At 62.4% G+C, this 17774-nt stretch carries 17 protein-coding genes and 1 pseudogene; 5 read left to right on the top strand and 13 right to left on the bottom strand.

The features are described 5' to 3' along the window. The 6 genes from NW835_RS12745 to NW835_RS12720 all read right to left on the bottom strand — a co-directional run. The coding region (locus NW835_RS12745; RefSeq protein WP_414415479.1) for a photosystem I assembly protein Ycf4 at positions 1-447 on the bottom strand (447 nt) is incomplete at its 3' end. 131 nt (positions 448-578) lie between these two features. Then, entirely contained in the window at positions 579-1676 is a 1098-nt protein-coding gene (locus NW835_RS12740; RefSeq protein WP_414415478.1) for an S-layer homology domain-containing protein, read from the bottom strand. After that, positions 1664-1978: a DUF3181 family protein gene (locus NW835_RS12735; protein ID WP_414415477.1), complete on the bottom strand. Its 315-nt coding sequence runs from the start codon at positions 1976-1978 to the stop codon at positions 1664-1666. Before NW835_RS12735 ends, NW835_RS12740 begins: the two co-directional genes overlap by 13 nt. A 51-nt stretch (positions 1979-2029) precedes the next feature. Beyond that, positions 2030-2557 carry a hypothetical protein gene (locus NW835_RS12730; protein WP_414415476.1) on the bottom strand — a complete coding sequence of 176 codons (528 nt, stop codon included), beginning with the start codon at positions 2555-2557 and terminating at the stop codon, positions 2030-2032. Between the two features lie 102 nt (positions 2558-2659). Continuing rightward, positions 2660-3220, bottom strand: coding sequence for an anti-sigma factor family protein (locus tag NW835_RS12725; RefSeq protein WP_414386083.1), 561 nt, complete (start codon positions 3218-3220; stop codon positions 2660-2662). Between the two features lie 2 nt (positions 3221-3222). Beyond that, entirely contained in the window at positions 3223-3885 is a 663-nt protein-coding gene (locus NW835_RS12720) for a sigma-70 family RNA polymerase sigma factor (protein WP_414365396.1), read from the bottom strand. Between the two features lie 200 nt (positions 3886-4085). On the opposite strand from NW835_RS12720, the gene NW835_RS12715 reads away from it, so the two are divergent. From NW835_RS12715 to NW835_RS12700, 4 genes are all read left to right on the top strand, one after another. Beyond that, positions 4086-4811, top strand: a complete 726-nt coding sequence (locus NW835_RS12715) for a Crp/Fnr family transcriptional regulator (RefSeq protein WP_414415475.1) — start codon at positions 4086-4088, stop codon at positions 4809-4811. 31 nt (positions 4812-4842) lie between these two features. Next, entirely contained in the window at positions 4843-5337 is a 495-nt protein-coding gene (locus tag NW835_RS12710) for a DUF427 domain-containing protein (RefSeq protein ID WP_414415474.1), read from the top strand. Between the two features lie 99 nt (positions 5338-5436). Next, positions 5437-7413, top strand: a complete 1977-nt coding sequence (locus NW835_RS12705; RefSeq protein WP_414415473.1) for an SH3 domain-containing protein — start codon at positions 5437-5439, stop codon at positions 7411-7413. Positions 7414-7476: 63 nt separating this feature from the next. Continuing rightward, positions 7477-8439: an energy-coupling factor transporter transmembrane component T family protein gene (locus NW835_RS12700; protein WP_414365416.1), complete on the top strand. Its 963-nt coding sequence runs from the start codon at positions 7477-7479 to the stop codon at positions 8437-8439. A 2-nt stretch (positions 8440-8441) separates the two neighbouring features. On the opposite strand, the gene NW835_RS12695 is transcribed toward NW835_RS12700, so the two are convergent. The 4 genes from NW835_RS12695 to NW835_RS12680 all read right to left on the bottom strand — a co-directional run bounded on the left by NW835_RS12695 (position 8442) and on the right by NW835_RS12680 (position 15094). Further along, positions 8442-11309 (bottom strand): GAF domain-containing protein, encoded by a 2868-nt coding sequence (locus tag NW835_RS12695; RefSeq protein WP_414415472.1) that lies wholly within the window; start codon positions 11307-11309, stop codon positions 8442-8444. A gap of 147 nt (positions 11310-11456) precedes the next feature. Further along, the gene (locus NW835_RS12690; protein ID WP_414365404.1) at positions 11457-12077 is read right to left on the bottom strand and encodes an NADPH-dependent FMN reductase; all 621 of its coding nucleotides are present in this window, start codon (positions 12075-12077) and stop codon (positions 11457-11459) included. Between the two features lie 53 nt (positions 12078-12130). Beyond that, positions 12131-14374, bottom strand: coding sequence for a spermidine synthase (locus NW835_RS12685; RefSeq protein ID WP_414415471.1), 2244 nt, complete (start codon positions 14372-14374; stop codon positions 12131-12133). A gap of 120 nt (positions 14375-14494) precedes the next feature. Continuing rightward, positions 14495-15094 (bottom strand): hypothetical protein, encoded by a 600-nt coding sequence (locus NW835_RS12680; RefSeq protein ID WP_414415470.1) that lies wholly within the window; start codon positions 15092-15094, stop codon positions 14495-14497. A gap of 371 nt (positions 15095-15465) precedes the next feature. Between NW835_RS12680 and fba the strand changes: the two genes are divergently transcribed. Further along, positions 15466-16545 (top strand): class II fructose-bisphosphate aldolase, encoded by a 1080-nt coding sequence (fba, locus tag NW835_RS12675; RefSeq protein WP_414415469.1) that lies wholly within the window; start codon positions 15466-15468, stop codon positions 16543-16545. Between the two features lie 129 nt (positions 16546-16674). Here fba and NW835_RS12670 read toward each other — a convergent pair whose 3' ends face one another. The 3 genes and pseudogenes from NW835_RS12670 to NW835_RS12660 form a co-directional block, all read right to left on the bottom strand. Beyond that, complete coding sequence (locus NW835_RS12670; RefSeq protein ID WP_414332416.1) at positions 16675-16902, bottom strand: hypothetical protein; 228 nt, start codon at positions 16900-16902, stop codon at positions 16675-16677. Between the two features lie 54 nt (positions 16903-16956). After that, positions 16957-17163 (bottom strand): hypothetical protein, encoded by a 207-nt coding sequence (locus NW835_RS12665; protein ID WP_414332414.1) that lies wholly within the window; start codon positions 17161-17163, stop codon positions 16957-16959. Between the two features lie 334 nt (positions 17164-17497). Continuing rightward, positions 17498-17774 (bottom strand): annotated as a pseudogene (locus tag NW835_RS12660) (SUF system NifU family Fe-S cluster assembly protein); the annotation flags it as partial.

Genomic DNA, 17774 nt, shown 5'->3' with positions numbered 1-17774 from the left:
CAAGTAGATAACCCGGCGGGGGTTGAAGCCTTCTCGCAGCTCGACCCGCAGACTTTGCACCTCGGCAAAGTCGTATTCCAGCCGCACCTCGCGGTTTTTGCCCGGAAAGCCCTGCCGCACCAGCGTTATCTTCTGGGTGCGGCGGTTGAACTCGTTGTAGCCGCCCCCCAGGTTCCAGTACAGGCTCAGCCATTGATACAGCCCCGCCAGGGATCCGAGCACACCGTAAAAGAGCATGGCAATGCCCTGGGGAATGAACACCAGGCTGGCGGGATCGGAAAAGGGAAGCAAGTTGCGGTGGAAATAGCTGGAAAGACCGGCCAGGGTAAAGCCCAGCCCACCCCCTGTCAGCGCCACCGCCCAAAAGTAGACGCTGGGCCGCCGCGAGCCAATGACGGTGTAGCGCAGCAGCTCTTCAGAGCGAATTTCGGGAATGGTTGCAGACACAGACGGGATCCCTTTTTCCAAAGCTAGCTTCTTCCATCATTATTAGGCGGGAAGCCCTGCCCTAGGGAGAGGCAACAGAGCCTTTCTCCTTGGGAGCTTTCGACCTCTCGGTTCCTAAAGCCTGGGATCCCCTAGCGGGGTGTAACGATTTTCCCTGCTCCCGGGGTAACTGCCGGCGGTTCACTGGGGGAAGGCTCGCCCTCAGGGGTAGGAGAGGTGGGTTCCGGCTGGGCTGCCGGCGGAGAAGTTTCGGCTTCCGGCGTTGGACTTGGCAGGGCCGAGAGCTGGGCTACCGCCTCCTGAGCTGTCCGCTCTCCAAAAGCCGACAGGGCAATTGCCGCTTCCCCGCGGCTGACCGGCTCAAAGGGGTTAAAGGTGCGGATGGGGCCGAAGGTGCGCAACACGGTGGAAGCATTCTCCAGGCCGCGATCCGCCACCAGGGGGGCAACCGCCTCCTCAGGGATCTGCGCCGCATCGGTAAAGCCCCAACGCTCCTCCAGCTCTAATCGGGATCCCTTGATTTGCCCAGGCGGCAAATCCAAAGGCACCTTCATGCGGATTAGCTCGGCTCGCGACAGCAGGCTGTTGGGGCGAAACTCGCGGTTGGCGTCTCCGCTAACGATGCCGGCAGCTCCCAGGGCCTGGATGTAGCGAAAGTTGGGATCCTCCTCCGGCACATCCAAAAAGAGGGGGCGCTCGCTGGCGGATCCCAGCCGGATTTGGCGGCTGGGCTCGTCGGCGTAAATGGCGTTGTTGGCCAGCACCAGCCAGCGGGCAAATTCGCCGCGGCGAACACTGCGCTGGGGCTGAAATTCCCTGCCGGGAATATCAGCAAAGACCCCCAGTTGATCCAGGTCATAGACCGAGCGGGCCACCAGGGATCCGGGCTCCAGATCCGCAAAGCGGCTGCTGAGCTGGCTGGGCAGAGGCGTGAAGGCAGCAGGGGGAGTTGCAGGCGCAGAGGGGAAGCGGGGTTCGATCCGAGGCGAAGGCGTCTCTGCTTGATTTACTTGATTTCGTTGTTGATATTGATCTGCTTGATCTGCAGAGGGAGAGGCAGACAGACCCACCGGTCGCACTGCTCGTTGCAGCCGCTCTCCCCACTCGGTTCCCTGACAGGCCGACACCAGCTCCAGCAGCAGGACAAAACCACTGGCCCTAAGCCAGGTGCTGAGGGGAGGCGGCAATCGCCTTAGGTGAAATGGTTTCTCCCCCTCTACTGAGCCCATTTGCGGCTGAACTCCTCCAGCACATCCAGCAGGTTGAGCAGGCTTTGCATGGGCAGCAGATCCGCCAGGGGCAGCTCTTTGCGCCCACCCCCCACTTTTACTGGGATCCCTTGCAGAACCTCGGTAACGGCATTCTCGTCCACCTTGCCTGCCATCACCTGGGGAGCCAGTCGCTCTGCCAAAACGGTATGCAGGTGGGCATCCCGCAGGTAAAGGTGCCACCGGGCCACACCGATGTAAACTTCCTCGCCAATGGCAGCGGCCAATTGCTCGATCTCTGGGTTGCTGGGCACTTGGGCCATTGCTCAGCTCCGTCAGTGGTTGCCCTCTGCCGATCATAACCTGCTCCCACCTTACGGAGAGGTGGCGGCAGAACGACTCGGTAGAGGCAGGGCAAAGTTCTCCTGCAACTGCCGCAGCAGCAACAGGTGCTCCAGGGCCAAGCGATCCCGTTCGAGGCGCAACTGACTCAGTTGGGCCTGAACCTGGCGGATCTCCTCTTCGTCAGAGTCCCAGGTTTGCAAAAGGCGGTAGAGGCGATCTTGTTGGTTGGCAATCTGCCGGTTCAGTCGGGCCAAGCGACGGTTGAACTCCCTATCCATTGCCTCGGCTAGCTCAGGATCCGGCAGCAGGGCCAGGTGATCCCAATGGATGCCTAAGTCGGCCCAGGTTGGTGGGGGTGGACTCAACTCCTTGAGGAGGGGGAAGTTCGGAAAAGGCGATAGCTCTATCCCGGGAGAGGCCGCTTGATTTTGGGCGGGGGTGGGAGCGAGACGGGATCCCGGTGAGGACAGGTTGCTGAGCTCCAGGACACTGGGATAGGGGCGTGGCTCCTGCGGCGCTGCGGGATGGCTGCCGCTGGGATCAGCTTGGGCCGACAAGGATCCCAGACTGACTAGCCAAAGGCAAACTGCTAGCTCACAAGCCCGGCGAACTGCTTTTTCCACCCTCCACTCCTCAATCTTTCTCAAGCCTGCTCAGCATCATTCCCAGTCCCCCTCGGCTTCGAGGTTCGGCGTTGTCTCAAACAAAATCGAGTAGGCATCTTGTTTTTGCCCCGGCTCAAACAGGTAGCGCTGGGCAACCCGGGCAGAGGCCGGCACGATGGCCACCCGCACCGGCGGATTTTCTAGGGATACCAACGGCTGTGGCTGCAACCAGCGCCAGCCCGCCCAGCCGGCTCCCGCCAAGGCCACCACAGCCGCTGCCACCCGTCCCCAAGGGGTGCCCCTGCGCCGCCACCAACCCAGCTCGAGGGCCGGCCGTCGATCCAGCTCCTCGAAGACCCGGCTGATCAGCAGCTCCGTCTGGACGGGATCCAAAGTTGGGGCCTTGAGGTTGGCCAAGCCGGCCTGCAAGGCTGCCAGTTGGCTGTAGAGTTGCCGCGCTTGGGGATCCCTGGCCAGCCAGTCTTCCACCTGCCGCGCCTCTTGGGGCGACAATTCCCCATCCAGGTAGGCGCTCAACTGTTCAAAGCGCTCTTCCACCAGCGGCAGTTCTGGCTGGGGATCCTCGCGGTCGGGGTTACGGTTGCGGCGAACCATGGTCACTCACCGTTGAGGTAGGGTTTTAGGGTGGATTGTAAGCGGGCACGGGCGCGGGCAATGCGAGACTTAACGGTGCCCAAAGACACCCCTGTGATCTCGGCAATTTCCTCGTAGGCCATCCCCTGAATTTCCCGCAGCAGGATTGTTTGGCGAAAAACCTGCGGTAGGTCGCGGACGGCTTGGTGCAATCGCTCGTAAAATTCGCAGGTGGTGAGGTGCTCATGGGGGCTGGGGCTCTCGCTGGGCAGTTCCCATTCCATCTCGCTATCCCGCGTCGAAATCGGGGCATCCAAAGAAAGAGGCTGCTGCTGCCGCTTGCGCTTGCGCAGCTCGTCATAGAACAAGTTGGTGGCGATTCTTCCCAGCCAACTGCGAAATTTCGCTGGCTCCTGCAGCCGCTTCAGGTGGCGGTAGGCCCGGATCCAAACTTCCTGGGCCAAGTCGTGTCGGTCGGGCCAGTCAGGGGCAAGGTGGTAGAGCACCCTGTCCACATAGGCCTGGTGACGGCGTATCAGCTCGGCAAAGGCTTCGCGGTGGGGTTGGGATCCCTGCTGGCAGAGCAGCACCAGATCCAGATCAGCGAGCTTTTCGGGCCGCACAGGCACGTCCTTCACCAAGACCGACCAGCGCTGGCCAGTGATGTCGCTGAGGGCAGCATCCATAGGCATCCATAGGTTATTGAACGACGGCGGGATCCCCTCCCGAGCAGAACCTCTGTTTTCTGACGCAACGGGGGAAGTTGGGTTCCCTCTCCCGATCTTGGCCCAAGGGGGCAGAGCGGTGCGAGAACCCTCTGCAGGATAGCCCTTGAGCCGACGGCTGGGCTACAGTGGGCTTGCGGTACGGTCAACCTCCCTCCGGCATGACTCCTGATGTCTCTGCTGCCCTCCTCTCCGAGCTCAAGGCGGTGCCGACGCTGGCGGAACTTTCGGCAGCGTCCTTGCAATGGCTGGGATCCCAGGTGAAGCTGCGGGATATTGCGGCAGGACAAGCGCTCTTGATGCAGGATGCCTGGGGCAGTGTGGTTTATCTAATCCTCTCTGGCTGGGCCAAGGTGCGGCGGTCTTTGCGGCTCGGCACAGCAGAAGGAATGCAAGACAGCGCCCAAACCTTGGCTTTGCTGGGACCGGGCGCTTGGGTGGGGGAAATGGCGGTACTGGACGAGGCCCCCCGCTCGCGGGATGTGCTGGCCCTGACCCCGGTGCGGGCGGCCGGGATCCCGGCGGCAACTTTCAAGGCGCTGATGCTGCAGGAGCCGCACCTGTGTTACCAGCTAGCCCGCAGCCTCTCCCGCCGCTTGCGCCTGGCCAATTTGCAGGCCGATCTGGATCGACAAAGCCCCCCGCTGCGGGTGGTACATGCGCTGGTGCAACTGGCAGAGGCCTTTGGCGAGAAGACCGCCCAGGGAATGCGCATTGTTTACCCTCCCCTCCAGGATTTGGCCGATATCAGCCAGGTCAGCCGAGAGGTAGCGGCGGCGGTGCTGGGCCGTCTGCAGCAGCAGGGGGTGATTCAGGTGTTGCCGGAGCAACAGTCTCTGCTGCTGGTGCAGTACGCCAAACTGGTAGAAGCCAGCCGTCTGCTTTAGGTGCTGTCAGATCCTGCTTTGGAGACTGCCCATGCGCCCCCAGCCCATCCCGCCCCGGCCCGGACAAGAATCCGTCTGGGACTACCCGCGCCCGCCCCGCTTGGAACCTACTGCCGAGCGGGTGGAAGTGCTCTTCAACGGCGAGCTCATTGCCCACAGCTGCCGCTGCTACCGCGTCTTGGAAACCAGCCACCCGCCCACCTACTACATTCCCCCCAGCGACGTGCGGCTGGAGTATCTCCGCCCCAGCGCCCGCACCTCCTTCTGCGAGTTCAAAGGAACTGCCCGCTACTGGACGGTGCAAGTTGGATCCCAGGTGGCCGTGGATGCCGCCTGGAGCTATCCGGATCCTAGCCCAGAGTTTTGGCCCATCCGCGACTACCTTGCTTTTTATGCGGGCCGCGTGCAGGAGTGCCGTGTGGATGGAGAGCGAGTTCGGCCCCAGCCGGGAGATTTCTACGGCGGCTGGATTACCTCCAAGGTCGTAGGCCCCTTCAAGGGGGAGCCGGGGAGCTGGGACTGGTAGGTTCTAAGCAAGAGGGGATCCCTTTTGCTGAGGAAAAGACTACAGTTAAGTCGAGGCGGGTTCAGGGATCCAACGCGATTAGGAGAGCCGACAACAGCCATGACGGTGCGAGTGCCCCTCGACTACTACCGAGTTTTGATGCTGTCGCCACGGGCAGACGAGCATCAGATCGAACAGGCTTACCGGGAGCGCCTCGAGCTCAAACCGGGCGAGCGCTCTTGGCTGCTGGGGTTCTCGCCGCAGGCCGTGGCAGCACGCGCTCAGCTCATTCAAGAGGCGGCCTCGGTGTTGCTCAACCCTGAGGCGCGGCACAGCTACGACGAACATCTGACACCGGCGGATCCCACCTTGACGGTGGAAGAGACCCTCTTGCCAGGCGTGCTGTGTTTGTATTGCGAAGCCGGAGACTACCAAGCGGCTTTAGATTTGGCTCAACACATGTTGGAGCAGGGCCATCCTGCCCGTTCCGATGCCATTTTGGCGCGGGCCATCGGCCGGTTGGAGCTGGGCCGGGAAGCCTGGCAGCAGGGATCCTACGAAGAGGCGGCGCGTTCTCTGCAGGCGGGCCTGGCGGAGCTGGAGGAGTACCAGGCTTTTCCGCAGATGCAAGCAGAGTTCCGCCTTGATCTGGGCAAGCTGCGCCCCTACCGCATTTTGCAGCTCCTCAGCCTTGAGACTAACGCCCCTGCCCAAAGCGGCAAAGAGGCGCTTGCCGATCCTGCCCTGGCGCGGCAGCAAGGGCTTGCCCTCCTGAAAGCCATGCTGGACGAGCGGGGTGGCATTGAAGGAAGTGGGCAGGATGGCTCTGGCCTCAGCACAGAAGATTTCTTGCGCTTCATCCAGCGGGTGCGCCGCCACCTCACTCTCCAAGAACAGCAGGAGCTGTTTGAGCGAGAGGCCGAGCGTCCCTCCCTGGTGGCCACTTACTTGGCTGTGCAGGTGTTGCTGGCAGCGGGCTATCTGGAAAAACGTCCGGCCTTGGTGCGGCGCGCCCGCGGCTACTTGGCCCGCCTGGCCCAGCGGCAGGATGTCCATCTGGAGCAGGCCATCTGCAGCCTGTTGCTGGGGCAGACGGAGGAGGCGCTTGACCATCTGCGCTCCAGCCAAGAAACAGAGGCCCTGCAGTTTATTGCAGAACACTCCGCCGGCTCCCCTGACCATCTGCCGGGTCTGTGCCGCTTCACGGAAAAGTGGTTTCAAGAGGAGGTGTTCCCGGAGTTTCGCGCCTTGGAAACCGCTCAGGCCAGCCTGAAGGCCTACTTCGACAACCCCCAGGTTCAGGCTTACTTGGACGAAATGCCCAGCCGCGAAAGCTCGCCGGCGGGGACGTTATCTCCCCAATCTTTTCACCCCGCACCCCATTTGCCTGCCATGGTGGGTGGCCCACACCTGCCTGAGCAAACACAAGAATGGCCTCGCCCACCCGCCCCATCTCCGCGGGGAGGGACAGCACCTCCTCCAGAGCCTCCGCGCATGTCCGATTTGCCCGCCTACCGGGGTGGCGAGGGGCCGGCCAAGCCCCCCTTCGAGGAAGGGATCCCACACGCCCACGAGTGGGGATCCCAGGAGGTGGAGCGTTACCGCCGCAGCCGTTTTGGGCCAAGACGCGGCCGGGGTGAGCGCCCTGCCATTCCCCTCGGCATCCGCTTGGCCGGAGTGGTCGGCGTGGGCATCCTCTCCCTGCTGGTGATCTGGCAGATGCTGAGGAGCCTGTTCACGCCGCCGGCGCCGCCGCTGGAGCAGCCCCAGGTGCAACTGGAGCAGCCGCCGGTTGCCATCGACAATCCAGGCCAGCCGGAACCCACGCCTGAGCCTGAATTGACCGGCCCTCTGGCCGAGTGGCGGGGTGTGCAACAGGTGCGGGGGATTGCCAATGAGGGCATTAACATTCGCCAGCAGCCTAGCCTGACCGGGGCTATCGTCGGGGCCGCTCCGCGCCAAGCTCTGCTGCGGGTGGTAGAGGTGCAGGCTGGCGAAGGACAGGTGCCTGTCTGGTTGCGCGTTGAGCGAGAGGGAGCCCCGGGGGGATGGGTCGCCGCCCAATCCGGCTCAACCCGTCTGGTGGAGCGACTCTAAGCCTTTTCTGCTGCCAACTTCCGTTCTTCTTTTGGGGGATAACCTGTCTCCCGTTTGCCTGTAGTGGATATTCTGCGCAACGCCCCGCTGGGGATCTACCTGGAAGAGCCGCGCACCTGGCTGCACCGCCTCGATCCGCGTGTGAAGCTGGCCTGGCTGCTCAGCTTTCTGCTCAGCCCAATTTTGGCTGGCAATGGCTGGCGCCTGGCCGTGGTGGCGGTTCTGTTGTTCTTGACGGTGGCGGCCCGCCTGCCGCGTCGGGTCTGGTCGGGCCAGCTCTCGCTGGTGTTGGCCCTCAGCCTGCTCACTTTTGGGATCACCTGCTTCGCTCCCGATGGGTTGGGGGTTTTCCCGCAGCCGCAGCGGCAGGACGTGCAGGTGGTGGGCTACGGGCTCATCCCCAGCTATGACTGGGGGGTGGAAGAGGGATCCCGCGCAGCGGCCAAGCGGGCCTGGCGGGAGCAAACCCGTGCCTGGCCAACCCCCTACCGCTACCGCTTGCTGCAAGTTTCCCTAGGGGAGCGAACCTTTCAGGTGTCCCGCCGTTCTCTGTCGGTGGCTTTGCGGCTGGGCACCCTCATCTTTACGCTGCTCTACGCCACCAATTTGTTTTTGCTGACCACGGCCCCAGAAGAGATCACAGAGGGGATCGGCCACCTGGTGCAGCCTCTAAAACGCTGGGGATGGCCGGTTGCGGAGGTAATCCTCACTCTCACCTTAGCGCTGCGCTTTCTGCCGCTGGTGATGGAGGAGGTGCAAAACCTGGTGCGGGCAGTGCGCACCCGCGACGTGCGCTGGGGATCCCTCAGCTTCCGGGGCGGGATCCAAACCCTGCTGGCCCTAGTGGAGCGCTTTTTTGAAAACCTGCTCCTGCGGGCGGAGCAGACAGCCATGGCCATGCAGGCGCGTGGGCTGACCGGTCCCGACCACCCCTTGCGCTGGCACCGCCTACACCTGCGGCGGCTAGATCGGGGGGTGCTGGCCCTGTTGCCCCTGTTTTGGCTGCTGAGGGCGTTGTCCCCCTGAGGCTACGGCGGGGGGGGACGCAGTTCCTCGCTGGCCAGCGGTAGGAGCAGCCGGGCAACGGAGCGCCCATCCCCAGACAGATAGAAGGAGAGCTGCCCCCCCATCCGCTGCACCACCCGTTGGCACAGACCAAGTTCCAGGCCGGGGCTCACCAGCAGCGGCGATTGGAAGAGGGGATCGGCGTAGATGACCTGTTGCGGATCCCATTGCAAGGCCGTCAGCAGGTGGGGATCAAGGTGGCCCTGATCCACCACCAGCAGCTCTGCATAGCCCTCTGTGGCTTGGCCCCACAGATCCAGCCGGCCTCCTTCCGGGCTGCGCAAGGCAGCAGCCAGCAGCACCTCCCAGAGGACCATCTCCAATCGCCCGATATCGCCCTGGACGGCGAGACTGAGGTCGCCGTGGGCGCGTAGCCACAGCTTGCGTTTTTGGGTCAGGCCCTCCACCCGGCGCAAGCTTTTGCGCACCAAAGTAGCCAAAGACAGCGACTGGAACTGCGGCTGCACCTGCCAGGTTTCTGCCTGCAACAATGGATTGGTAGAGACGGCCAGCTCCTGCAGCCCCCTGCCGATTTCCACCACCTTTTGCCAGCGGGTGGCCTCATCTCCCGGGATGTCCGGCACCTGGCCAAGGCGGCGCAGGCTATCTAGAAGGGCATTTTGCATATCCAGCAGGCGGCGGTGCTTGTACCAGTTCAACTCGCTGAGCACCTCCTGCCGCTCCTGCAAAGTTTGCACCCAAAGCAGGCGCCGCAGCGTCCAGCCACAGGTTTGGGCAATTAACGTTACAGCCGCCTGCTCCTCCCCCTCCCAGACTCTGTCCGCCTCTGCTCCCAGGATCAAAACCCCCAGGGGCTCCGGCAGCGAGGGATCCGTCTCCCCCAAGGGCACCAGCAGCCAGGAGCCCAGGCCCGCGGAATTGAGCCAGGTGCGGCTGGCTGCCGGGATCTGTTCCTGGGCAAGCTGGAGGAGCCCTCTTGCCTGCAGCGCAGCAGCCAGCAAGGGATCCTGCCGGTTGATCTCCGTGGGGCCGCTGGGGCAGAACTCAGGGGCGGCGGCAAAGGGCGGCTGCAAGCAGGCCCGGCTCTCCCCCGGCTGCCAACTGACCACCAGCGCCAAAGGGATCCGGAGGAGTTGGGCCACCTGTTGGGCGGTGGTGGCGTAGAGAGCAGCAGGGGTGGCCAGGTTTTGCAAAGTCAGGCAAGCGGTAATTAGGCCGCTGAGCAAGTGCTCTTGCCGTTCCTGCCGTTGTTGAGACCGAAGTTGCCGCAGGAGCAATCCCACTTGTTGGGCAGTCCCGCGCAGCAGTTGCCGTTCTTCTCGGCTCCAAGCCCTTGGCCGCGGGTGGAGCACTAGGATCAGCCCTTCGGGGGTGGCAGTGCCGCTGGCGCCGGTATGAGTCAGCAGGAGGGAGCGCACCCCCAAAGGGGCCAGGTCTTGCCGCCAGGAGAGGAGGCGCAGATCCTGGTCGTAGTTTTCCGCCGCCACCACCTCGCTGCGCAGCAGATCCTGCCAGTCTTGCTCGCTTAAAGAGCTGAACTGCGGCGGCAAAGCCTGCTTGCCCTCGCTGCGGTACTCGGAGAAGAGGCGGGGGCTTGGCCTATCGGGATCTACCGTCAGGAGGGCCACCGCACCGGCTTGCAGACGCTGACCCAGGCCAACCACCGCTTGCTGGAGAGCCTGCGGCAGCTCCGCCGGATTGTAAAGCGAACGGCCCACCTGGTGGACAAACTCCTGGTCGTCGGCCAACTGGCGAATGCGGCGATCCAGATTTTCCAGGGGGGCGGCTAAGGCCAGCCCATTGGCGGCGGCGGCCACCAACTGGCGCTCGGAGGCTTGCCAGGTGCGAGGCACCTCCGATTGCACCCAAATAAACCCCAGCAGATCTTTCTCCAGCAAGATGGGGGCGGCCAAGGCCGCCTGGGCCCGCAATTGCTGCATCAGCTTGAGGGGGATCTCGGAGCGGGTCGTCCCTGTGCCGCCCACCACCACCTGGCCATCGGCGAGGGTGTAGTACATATCCCCCAACTCCCGCAGTGAAAAGCCGCCATCTCCTGGCGGTGCTGCTCCCGCTTTGGCCTCTCTGGATATGGGGGCAGGAGTGGGCGGCTGGCTGGGCCTGGCGGCGCTTCCATGGGAAACAAACCGCCCCTGGCTGCGCTCGTGCCAGTACACCTGAATATGGACGGCGCCCAGGAACGTCTGCAGCTCCTGCCTCACCAGGCTGACCCGTTCCTGCAGGGATCCCGCCTGGCACATCGCCGTTCCCAGCCTCAGGAGCGAATCCTCAAGGCGTTTTTCGGTCTGCTGCCTCCAGGCGTTTTCCAGCTCTTGCAAAGAGGCGGCCAACTGACCCAGCAAAATCCCCAGGAGCGCCTTTTCTTCCTCGCGGGTGGTGATGCCCCACACCTGGGATCCCAGCATCAGGATCCCTAGGCAGCGCCGCCGCCCTACTGCTGAAAAGGGGTAGATGAAGCAGCCTTGGATCCCGCCCAGGCGCTTGGCTTCCCGCTGCCAAAGGCCCATGCGCGGCTCCTGTGAGAGATCGGCCACGCTGATGGGCCGCTGCTCGATCACCACCTGCTCCAAGATCTCCCCCGGCTGCAGGGGATACAGAGCTCGCAAGAGCGCTTGATCGTCTTTACGCAGGGTCACCCCCCCTTGGCCCACCAACTGGTGATTGGCATGGTCATAGAGGGCCAGCCAGATCAGCGGCGCCCCAAACACCGCCCTGACATACTCCAGCGTGAGCTGAATCAGGGCATTGGCATCGCTCTGCTCCCGCATCCGCTGCAAGGTTACCTGCAGGGCAACTAGGGGAGAGATGGTCCCAGCTCCAGTTGAGGAGTAGGGGGAAGCAGGTTGAACCATGGCCCGACTTTGGTGATGCAGATTTTTGCCGCAGCTTCCTCTTGGCTCACCTTAGCCATGCCGTCGCTTGGGCGCCAACCCCTTTCCCCTGAAAGAGCAAAAGGGGGAGCTACTAAAACAGAGGCTGCTGGAGAGCCTAGCGCCTTTTTAGGAAAGGGGAGCTGGGATCCCGCGCAATTTGGACGTGTTGGTTACCATGCTCTGCACAAAGCGCTGCAAGCGCTGGCGTAGGTTTTCGTCTTTGAGGTTGCCCTGCTCATCGAAGGCGCTCCAAGCCCGACCAATGGCAATCTGCTCCGGGATCGCCCAGCCATGCACCCAACGCACGATTAAACGCATCTGGTTTAGGGTATTGCTGTTGCTCTCACCGCCCAAAACGCTGATCAGCCCGAAGACCTTGCCCTCCAGGTGCTCAAAGCGCAACAGATCCAGGGCATTTTTCAGACTGCCGCTGATGCCGCCGTGGTACTCCGGGCTGGCCAGGATGATCCCATCCGCCTGTTTCATTGTTGCCTGCAAGACTGCCACGTCGGGATAGTCTGGGTAGGATTCTGAGCCATCGGCAAAGGGCAGCTTCATCTGCCGCAGATCGAGGAGGTGCAGCGGGATCCCTAGCTTCTCGAACTCGCGCCGCACCACTTCCAGCGTCCGATAGGTCAGAGAATTGGGCCGTAGGCTGCCACCAATGGCCACAAAACAAGCTGCAGGGGCCTCGGTCAGAACGGTTTGAGAATCCCTGGGTAAGGCTTGCACAGTTGAGGAAGACATAGGCCATGCTCCTGGGCGGGCTTTAGTTACGTTGCAAACAATCTTAACTCATACTAACTCCGCCTGAGATCTCCGCTGAATTCGTGAGCCACCTCCTCCTGGGCCAAGAAGGGCCAGCGGATTGCCTGCAGCAGGTTGGAAAAATCATCTCGCCAGACCGCATCTCCGGTTGGGGGCAAAAGAGGCTGCCAGGGATCCCCGCCTTGCCAGGCGCTAGGGCTTTTGGCCATCAGCACCCAACGGGAGGGAGCCAGCCCTGCCCGGCGTTGGGCGGCGGTGAGCTCTTCATGGGCTTGATACCAGGCGGGAAGCCGCAATTCTCTTGCCAAGGCGGCCAACACTGGCGCCAAGTCCAGGTGGCGGTTGGTGATGTTAAAAAGCAGCCAGCCCTGGGGCTTGAGCTTGCTGAGGTAGAGGGTCAGGGCCTCCTGGGTGAGCAGATGCACCGGCACAGCGTCAGAGCTGAAGGCATCCATCACCAGCAGGTCGTAGCTGCCATTGGGGATCCCCTGCAGGCGGAGGCGGGCATCGCCCAAGATCACCCGCACCTGCGCCCGCCGCCTGGCCCCCTTGAGATAGGCAAAGTAGCGGCCCGCCCAGTCGGCCACAGTGGGATCCAGCTCAAAGAACGTCCACTCCTCTCCCGGCTCGGCATAGGCGGCCAAGGTGCCGATCCCCAGCCCCAACACCGCAACCTGGGCTGGAGAAGAGCGCGGCTGCGCCCGCCACTGCTGGAACACCTGACCCACCGGCCCCTCGCGGGAAAAATAGGTGAGCGGCTCCAGGGCTTTCTGGGGATCTAGGTTCTGGCTGCCGTGCAGGGTGGTGCCATGGAGCAGACTGCGGAAGGAGCCCGCCTCGGTGTGGTATTCCACAAGGCGGTGAAGGCCAAAGACATTGCGCTCGCTGGCTACCACCTGCAGCCCCGGCGGCAGCCAAGGCTGTCCCAGCAGCAAAACCAACCCCACCCCCGTCCCCAGCCGGCCAAGCCTGCTGCGCCAGCCGCGGTTCCCGTCTTCTCCCATCAGGGCCAGCACCGCTACCCCCACGGCCAAGCCCACTGCAGCTCCGAGGCGAAATAACGCCTGGGGGTGGAAGCGCAGCAGCAGCAGGGGCAAGAGCAGCCCCAGCCCCAGCCATAGCCCCAGCCGCCCTCCCCGTGCCGCCAACACCGCCAGCGACACCCCCAAGAGCAGGGGGTACTCCAGTAATGTCTCAAACACCTGCGGCGCCAGCAAAGCGGAGAACAGCCCTCCCAAGCTGCCTCCCACAGCCAGCCACAGGTAAAACTGCGTCAACTGCTGGGCCGGCGGACGAGATCTGGCTAACTGGCTGTGGCAGAACCAGCTCACCAGGCCAAAAGCCCCTAGATGCAGCAGCAACACCCAAAACCAAGGCCTCACCCAGCCCAGAACCTGGGCCCCCACTGCCCCACAGGCCAGGAGAGCTGTCGTACTCGAAACCAACTCATTGGGGTGGAGGCCGCCGAAGGCCAGCATGAAGGTCACCAGATAAATGCTCAGGGGGAGGGCCCACAGCAAGGGCACCGCCGCCACCTCGGTGGTCAAGAGGGTGGTGACTGACACCAACAGACCCGCCGGCAAAAAGGCCCAGCCGGCCCAGCGGCAACCCTCCCGCCAGCAGATGGGCCAGATCTCCGTCCTGCCGACGTCCCTGGGATCCCCCAGAGCAGGAGCGGTTCGTAGGAAAGCCACCCCCCGCCCTTGCAGCAGCAGCCCCACCCCACCCAGCAGCACCAGCGCTGCGACTAGGGCGTAGGATCCCGTCCACAGGTGGGTTTGCCCCGACAAAGACAACCGCGGCTCCAAGAGCAGCGGATAACCCAGAAGCCCCGCTAGGCTGCCGGCATTGCTGGCCACGTAGAGCCCGTAGGGATCCCTTTTCACCCCTCCCAGCGCCCGCTGCAGCAACGGCGTCGTCCCCGACAGAAGAACCAGGGGTACTCCCGCCCTCGCCGTCAAGTCAGCCAACAGAGCTAGGGAAGGAAAGACCTCTTCCCGTTGGCCAGGGATCCCGAACTCAAAGGACAAAAACTTCAGCCCCACCAGCAAGAGGCCCCCGTGCAGCAGCACGCCCAGGCCGGGATCGAGCCCTCGCCCCAGCCGGTCTGCCCACAGGTAGCCCAGCAGCAAAGCAAGCTGGAAAAAGACCAGGCAGGTATTCCACACCAGGGGGGATCCCCCCCACAGGGGCAGCAGCAACTTGCCCAGCAACAACTGTCCCCAAAAAAGGCAAAAAGCGCTGCCGAACAACGTGAGGCCAACCAGCAAAACCACAGCCGTGCCCCCCTACCCCCTGGCTGTCAGTATGGCCTAGCCCTCCTAGGCAACATGGCTGCTGCTGAATTCAGAGGCGGATCCTGGCAGCCGCAAACCTCCGTCTGCCTGAGGGCCAGCTCAGCGGCTCCTCACCTGTAGGGGAAAGCGCTCGGCCAACTCCCCTTCCACCTTAGGAAGCCATTCTTCTTGGAACACCCACACCTGCCCTTGCTGCACGCGACCATCGGGGTTTTGCGTCAGCTCCAGCCAATACACCAATTGCTTTCCCCGCAGCACCACGCCTTGGGTAGCCAAGGCAAGGCTGTAGCCGGGATTACCCGCCAGGGCTCTAGGAGCCGGGTAGCGGATGACCTCCACTGCTTGATCCAAATCGGCGGCAATCTCCGACCCATAGACCTCGCGAATCGCCTGAAAGAGATCTTCCGCCGTCAGCCCTTGTGGGCGAAAGAAGGTCATGCGCTCCGAGCGAATCGTCTCCCGATCCAGCGGGTTGATGATCCGTCCTGGCGGAGCCACCGAGGCCAAAAAGGTAAACCGGGATCCATCTGGCTCCACCCGCTGGATGTTTAGCGTCTCGCCCGGACGGGGCCGCAGTACCGGGTTGTCTCTTACCCAGGCAGCCACCTGATTTGGCGATTGTCCAGGGATCCCCCATGCCGCCGATTGAAGGCCCGCCACTGCCCAGCAGGCTATGGCCAAACCCATCCGGCGGGACAAAGTCTCTCCCCAGCTCGCGCCCAGGATCGGCCACGGATTGCAATGCACCTTCTCAATCCTCCGGACAAACAACACAAAATGCAAAACAAAAGGCAAAAATAACGTCCACAAAAAGCTAAAAGTAAACAGGCGAGTGTAGACAAGGCGACCTTTGCCTCGGAGCGCACCGCGCTCTACCCACGTCTAGTGTATCTGGAGGGCACCACAGAACCGTTGCGCCTGAGCGCGAGCATGGCGGCCAATAGTAGCAAGGATGCTTTGGCGAGATCCCCAAATCTCCAGGGTTACATCCCGCAAAACGTGAAAGATACCTTAAGATTAACGGTAAGCAAATCTCACACGCATTAGGTCAGCACCTCAGGAGGTAAGCGATGGCTCTTGTTCCCATGCGCATCTTGCTGGATCATGCCGCCGAACACGGCTACGGCATTCCGGCTTTCAACGTCAACAACATGGAGCAGATCCAAGCGATCATGCAAGCTGCCCATGAAACCAACAGTCCGGTCATCCTGCAAGCCTCTCGAGGGGCGCGCAAGTATGCGGGCGAGCACTTTTTGCGCCACCTGATCCTGGCGGCGGTGGAGACGTACCCCCACATTCCCGTCGCCATGCACCAAGACCACGGCAACAGCCCCGCCACCTGCTACTCTGCCATCCGCAACGGCTTCACCAGCGTCATGATGGATGGCTCCCTCAAAGAAGATGCCAAAACGCCGGCCAGCTACGAGTACAACGTGGCCGTTACCTCCGAAGTGGTGAAAGTGGCCCACGCAATTGGGGTGAGCGTGGAAGGGGAACTGGGCTGCCTGGGATCCCTGGAGACAGGCCGTGGCGAAGCAGAAGATGGTCACGGTGCTGAAGGGGCCCTCAGCCACGACCAACTGCTCACCGACCCCGACCAAGCGGTGGACTTTGTGGAGCGAACTCAGGTGGATGCGCTGGCTGTAGCCATTGGCACCAGCCACGGCGCCTATAAGTTCTCCCGCAAGCCCACCGGCGACATTCTCGACATGGAGCGCATCGCCGAGATCCACCGCCGCCTGCCTAACACCCACCTGGTGATGCACGGTTCCTCCTCGGTGCCCAAGGAGTTGATCGACATCATCAACCAGTACGGCGGCTCCATCCCCGAGACCTACGGCGTGCCGCTGGAAGAAATTCAGCGGGGCATCCAAAACGGGGTGCGCAAAGTCAACATCGACACCGACAACCGCCTGGCCATCACGGCTGCCGTGCGCCGCGCCCTGGCCGAAAATCCGAAAGACTTTGATCCCCGCTCTTTCCTCAAGCCTTCTATTAAGGAAATGCAAAAAGTGTGCGCTGAGCGCTACATCGCCTTCGGCTGTGCCGGCCATGGCACCAAGGTTCCGGTGGTTACCTTGGATGAGATGGCAGCCAAGTATGCTTCTGGCGCTTTGGCAGCTCAGGTGAAGAAGACCGTCGCGGTCTAGCCCTCACACCCGGCCGCTGCAGCCCAGAACTCCTCGGCGTTTGCTGAGGAGACTCTAGCTCAATCGACAGGTAAGGGGATCCGCAGAGGATCCCCTGTTGCTTTGGAGGAACTTGATGCGTTTTGGCGGTCAGGCAGCTTTTGCTACAAAACTTTTTTCCACTTCGATTTGCCGATTTAGCAACGCCAAAGTCAGGCGATCCAGCATTTCCAGGTCGGCCTCGGAGTAGCGCCGCTGAAAGAGCAGCTCGTTGATCTGGTTTTCTTGTCCTAGGCTGAGGAAGCCGCTGCAGAGCACCTGCTCTACAATTTCTCGAATGCTGGAAGCAACAGGAGGAAAATCAAGACCGGTGTTCATGACCTTTTCCGTTTGAGGGGTTAGCGTTCAAAAGCTGGTTTTACGGGAGGACAGTCACTTGCGCCGAGGAACGAGATAGCGCTGCTTAATCTGCTCCAGCGAGAGGCGGGAAACTCCGGCCCGCGGCTCGTCCTCAGAAGAGGCCTCACCCTGCCACTTGAGGGATACTCCCAGCAGTGCTCCCAAAGAAAAGCTCTCGCTCAACAGGGCCGCTATGCGGTAAGTACGGTAGTCTAGCGTTAGATCGACACCAGCTTGCATCTGCGTTTCCTCCGTATTTCCAACGTTCACGTTCCCATTATAGCCTGGATATCCGTAAAAAAACGTAAAACACCGAGGATCTACGTACGCGATTTATAGGATTTTTCTACGCCATTTGGCGGATAGCGGCGGGGATCCTACGGATCTGGGGGGGCAGGTTCAGGGATCCCAGCTCAGCAGAGCCGCGATTGCGGCGGCCAGAGTGGCGGCGTTGAAGGGCTTGCTGCTGAGGCCATTGGCTCCCAGACGAGCCAAAGAGGCACCCTGGCATCCCTGATCCTCGGAGTTTCCTGGATAACAGGGATCCCTTACGTTACCGCTCAGAGCTCGAAACCTAGTCGGTGTTTTCGTTGCTCACAAAATCTGGGTTGTCCGGGGATCCACCGGGTTCGGGCGATTCCAGCGCGTGTTTGAGGGCATGCCAGGCCAGGTTGGCGCACTTGATGCGCACCGGAAATTGGGCAACTCCCTTCATGGCGTTCAAGGCCCGCTGCTCCCGCGGAAACTCAGCGCCGCCGCGCATCATGGCTTGGAAGTGATCCACCAACTGCAACGCTTCGGGGATGGTGCGCCCCCGCACGGCGTCAGCCATGAGATCGGCAGAGGCCAGG

It is taken from the genome of Synechococcus sp. OH2 (genome assembly GCF_047462155.1).
In the GTDB taxonomy this organism is placed as follows: domain Bacteria; phylum Cyanobacteriota; class Cyanobacteriia; order Thermostichales; family Thermostichaceae; genus Thermostichus.
This window is presented reverse-complemented; position numbering and strand designations above follow the sequence as displayed.

Excerpts from the sequence above, each read along its gene's own strand:
- NW835_RS12740 (WP_414415478.1), bottom strand. The coding sequence starts at position 1,676 with ATGGGCTCAGTAGAGGGGGAGAAACCATTTCACCTAAGGCGATTGCCG.
- NW835_RS12735 (WP_414415477.1), bottom strand. The coding sequence starts at position 1,978 with ATGGCCCAAGTGCCCAGCAACCCAGAGATCGAGCAATTGGCCGCTGCC.
- NW835_RS12725 (WP_414386083.1), bottom strand. The coding sequence starts at position 3,220 with ATGGTTCGCCGCAACCGTAACCCCGACCGCGAGGATCCCCAGCCAGAA.
- NW835_RS12720 (WP_414365396.1), bottom strand. The coding sequence starts at position 3,885 with ATGGATGCTGCCCTCAGCGACATCACTGGCCAGCGCTGGTCGGTCTTG.
- NW835_RS12715 (WP_414415475.1), top strand. The coding sequence starts at position 4,086 with ATGACTCCTGATGTCTCTGCTGCCCTCCTCTCCGAGCTCAAGGCGGTG.
- NW835_RS12710 (WP_414415474.1), top strand. The coding sequence starts at position 4,843 with ATGCGCCCCCAGCCCATCCCGCCCCGGCCCGGACAAGAATCCGTCTGG.
- NW835_RS12705 (WP_414415473.1), top strand. The coding sequence starts at position 5,437 with ATGACGGTGCGAGTGCCCCTCGACTACTACCGAGTTTTGATGCTGTCG.
- NW835_RS12695 (WP_414415472.1), bottom strand. The coding sequence starts at position 11,309 with ATGGTTCAACCTGCTTCCCCCTACTCCTCAACTGGAGCTGGGACCATC.
- NW835_RS12690 (WP_414365404.1), bottom strand. The coding sequence starts at position 12,077 with ATGTCTTCCTCAACTGTGCAAGCCTTACCCAGGGATTCTCAAACCGTT.
- fba (WP_414415469.1), top strand. The coding sequence starts at position 15,466 with ATGGCTCTTGTTCCCATGCGCATCTTGCTGGATCATGCCGCCGAACAC.
- NW835_RS12670 (WP_414332416.1), bottom strand. The coding sequence starts at position 16,902 with ATGAACACCGGTCTTGATTTTCCTCCTGTTGCTTCCAGCATTCGAGAA.
- NW835_RS12665 (WP_414332414.1), bottom strand. The coding sequence starts at position 17,163 with ATGCAAGCTGGTGTCGATCTAACGCTAGACTACCGTACTTACCGCATA.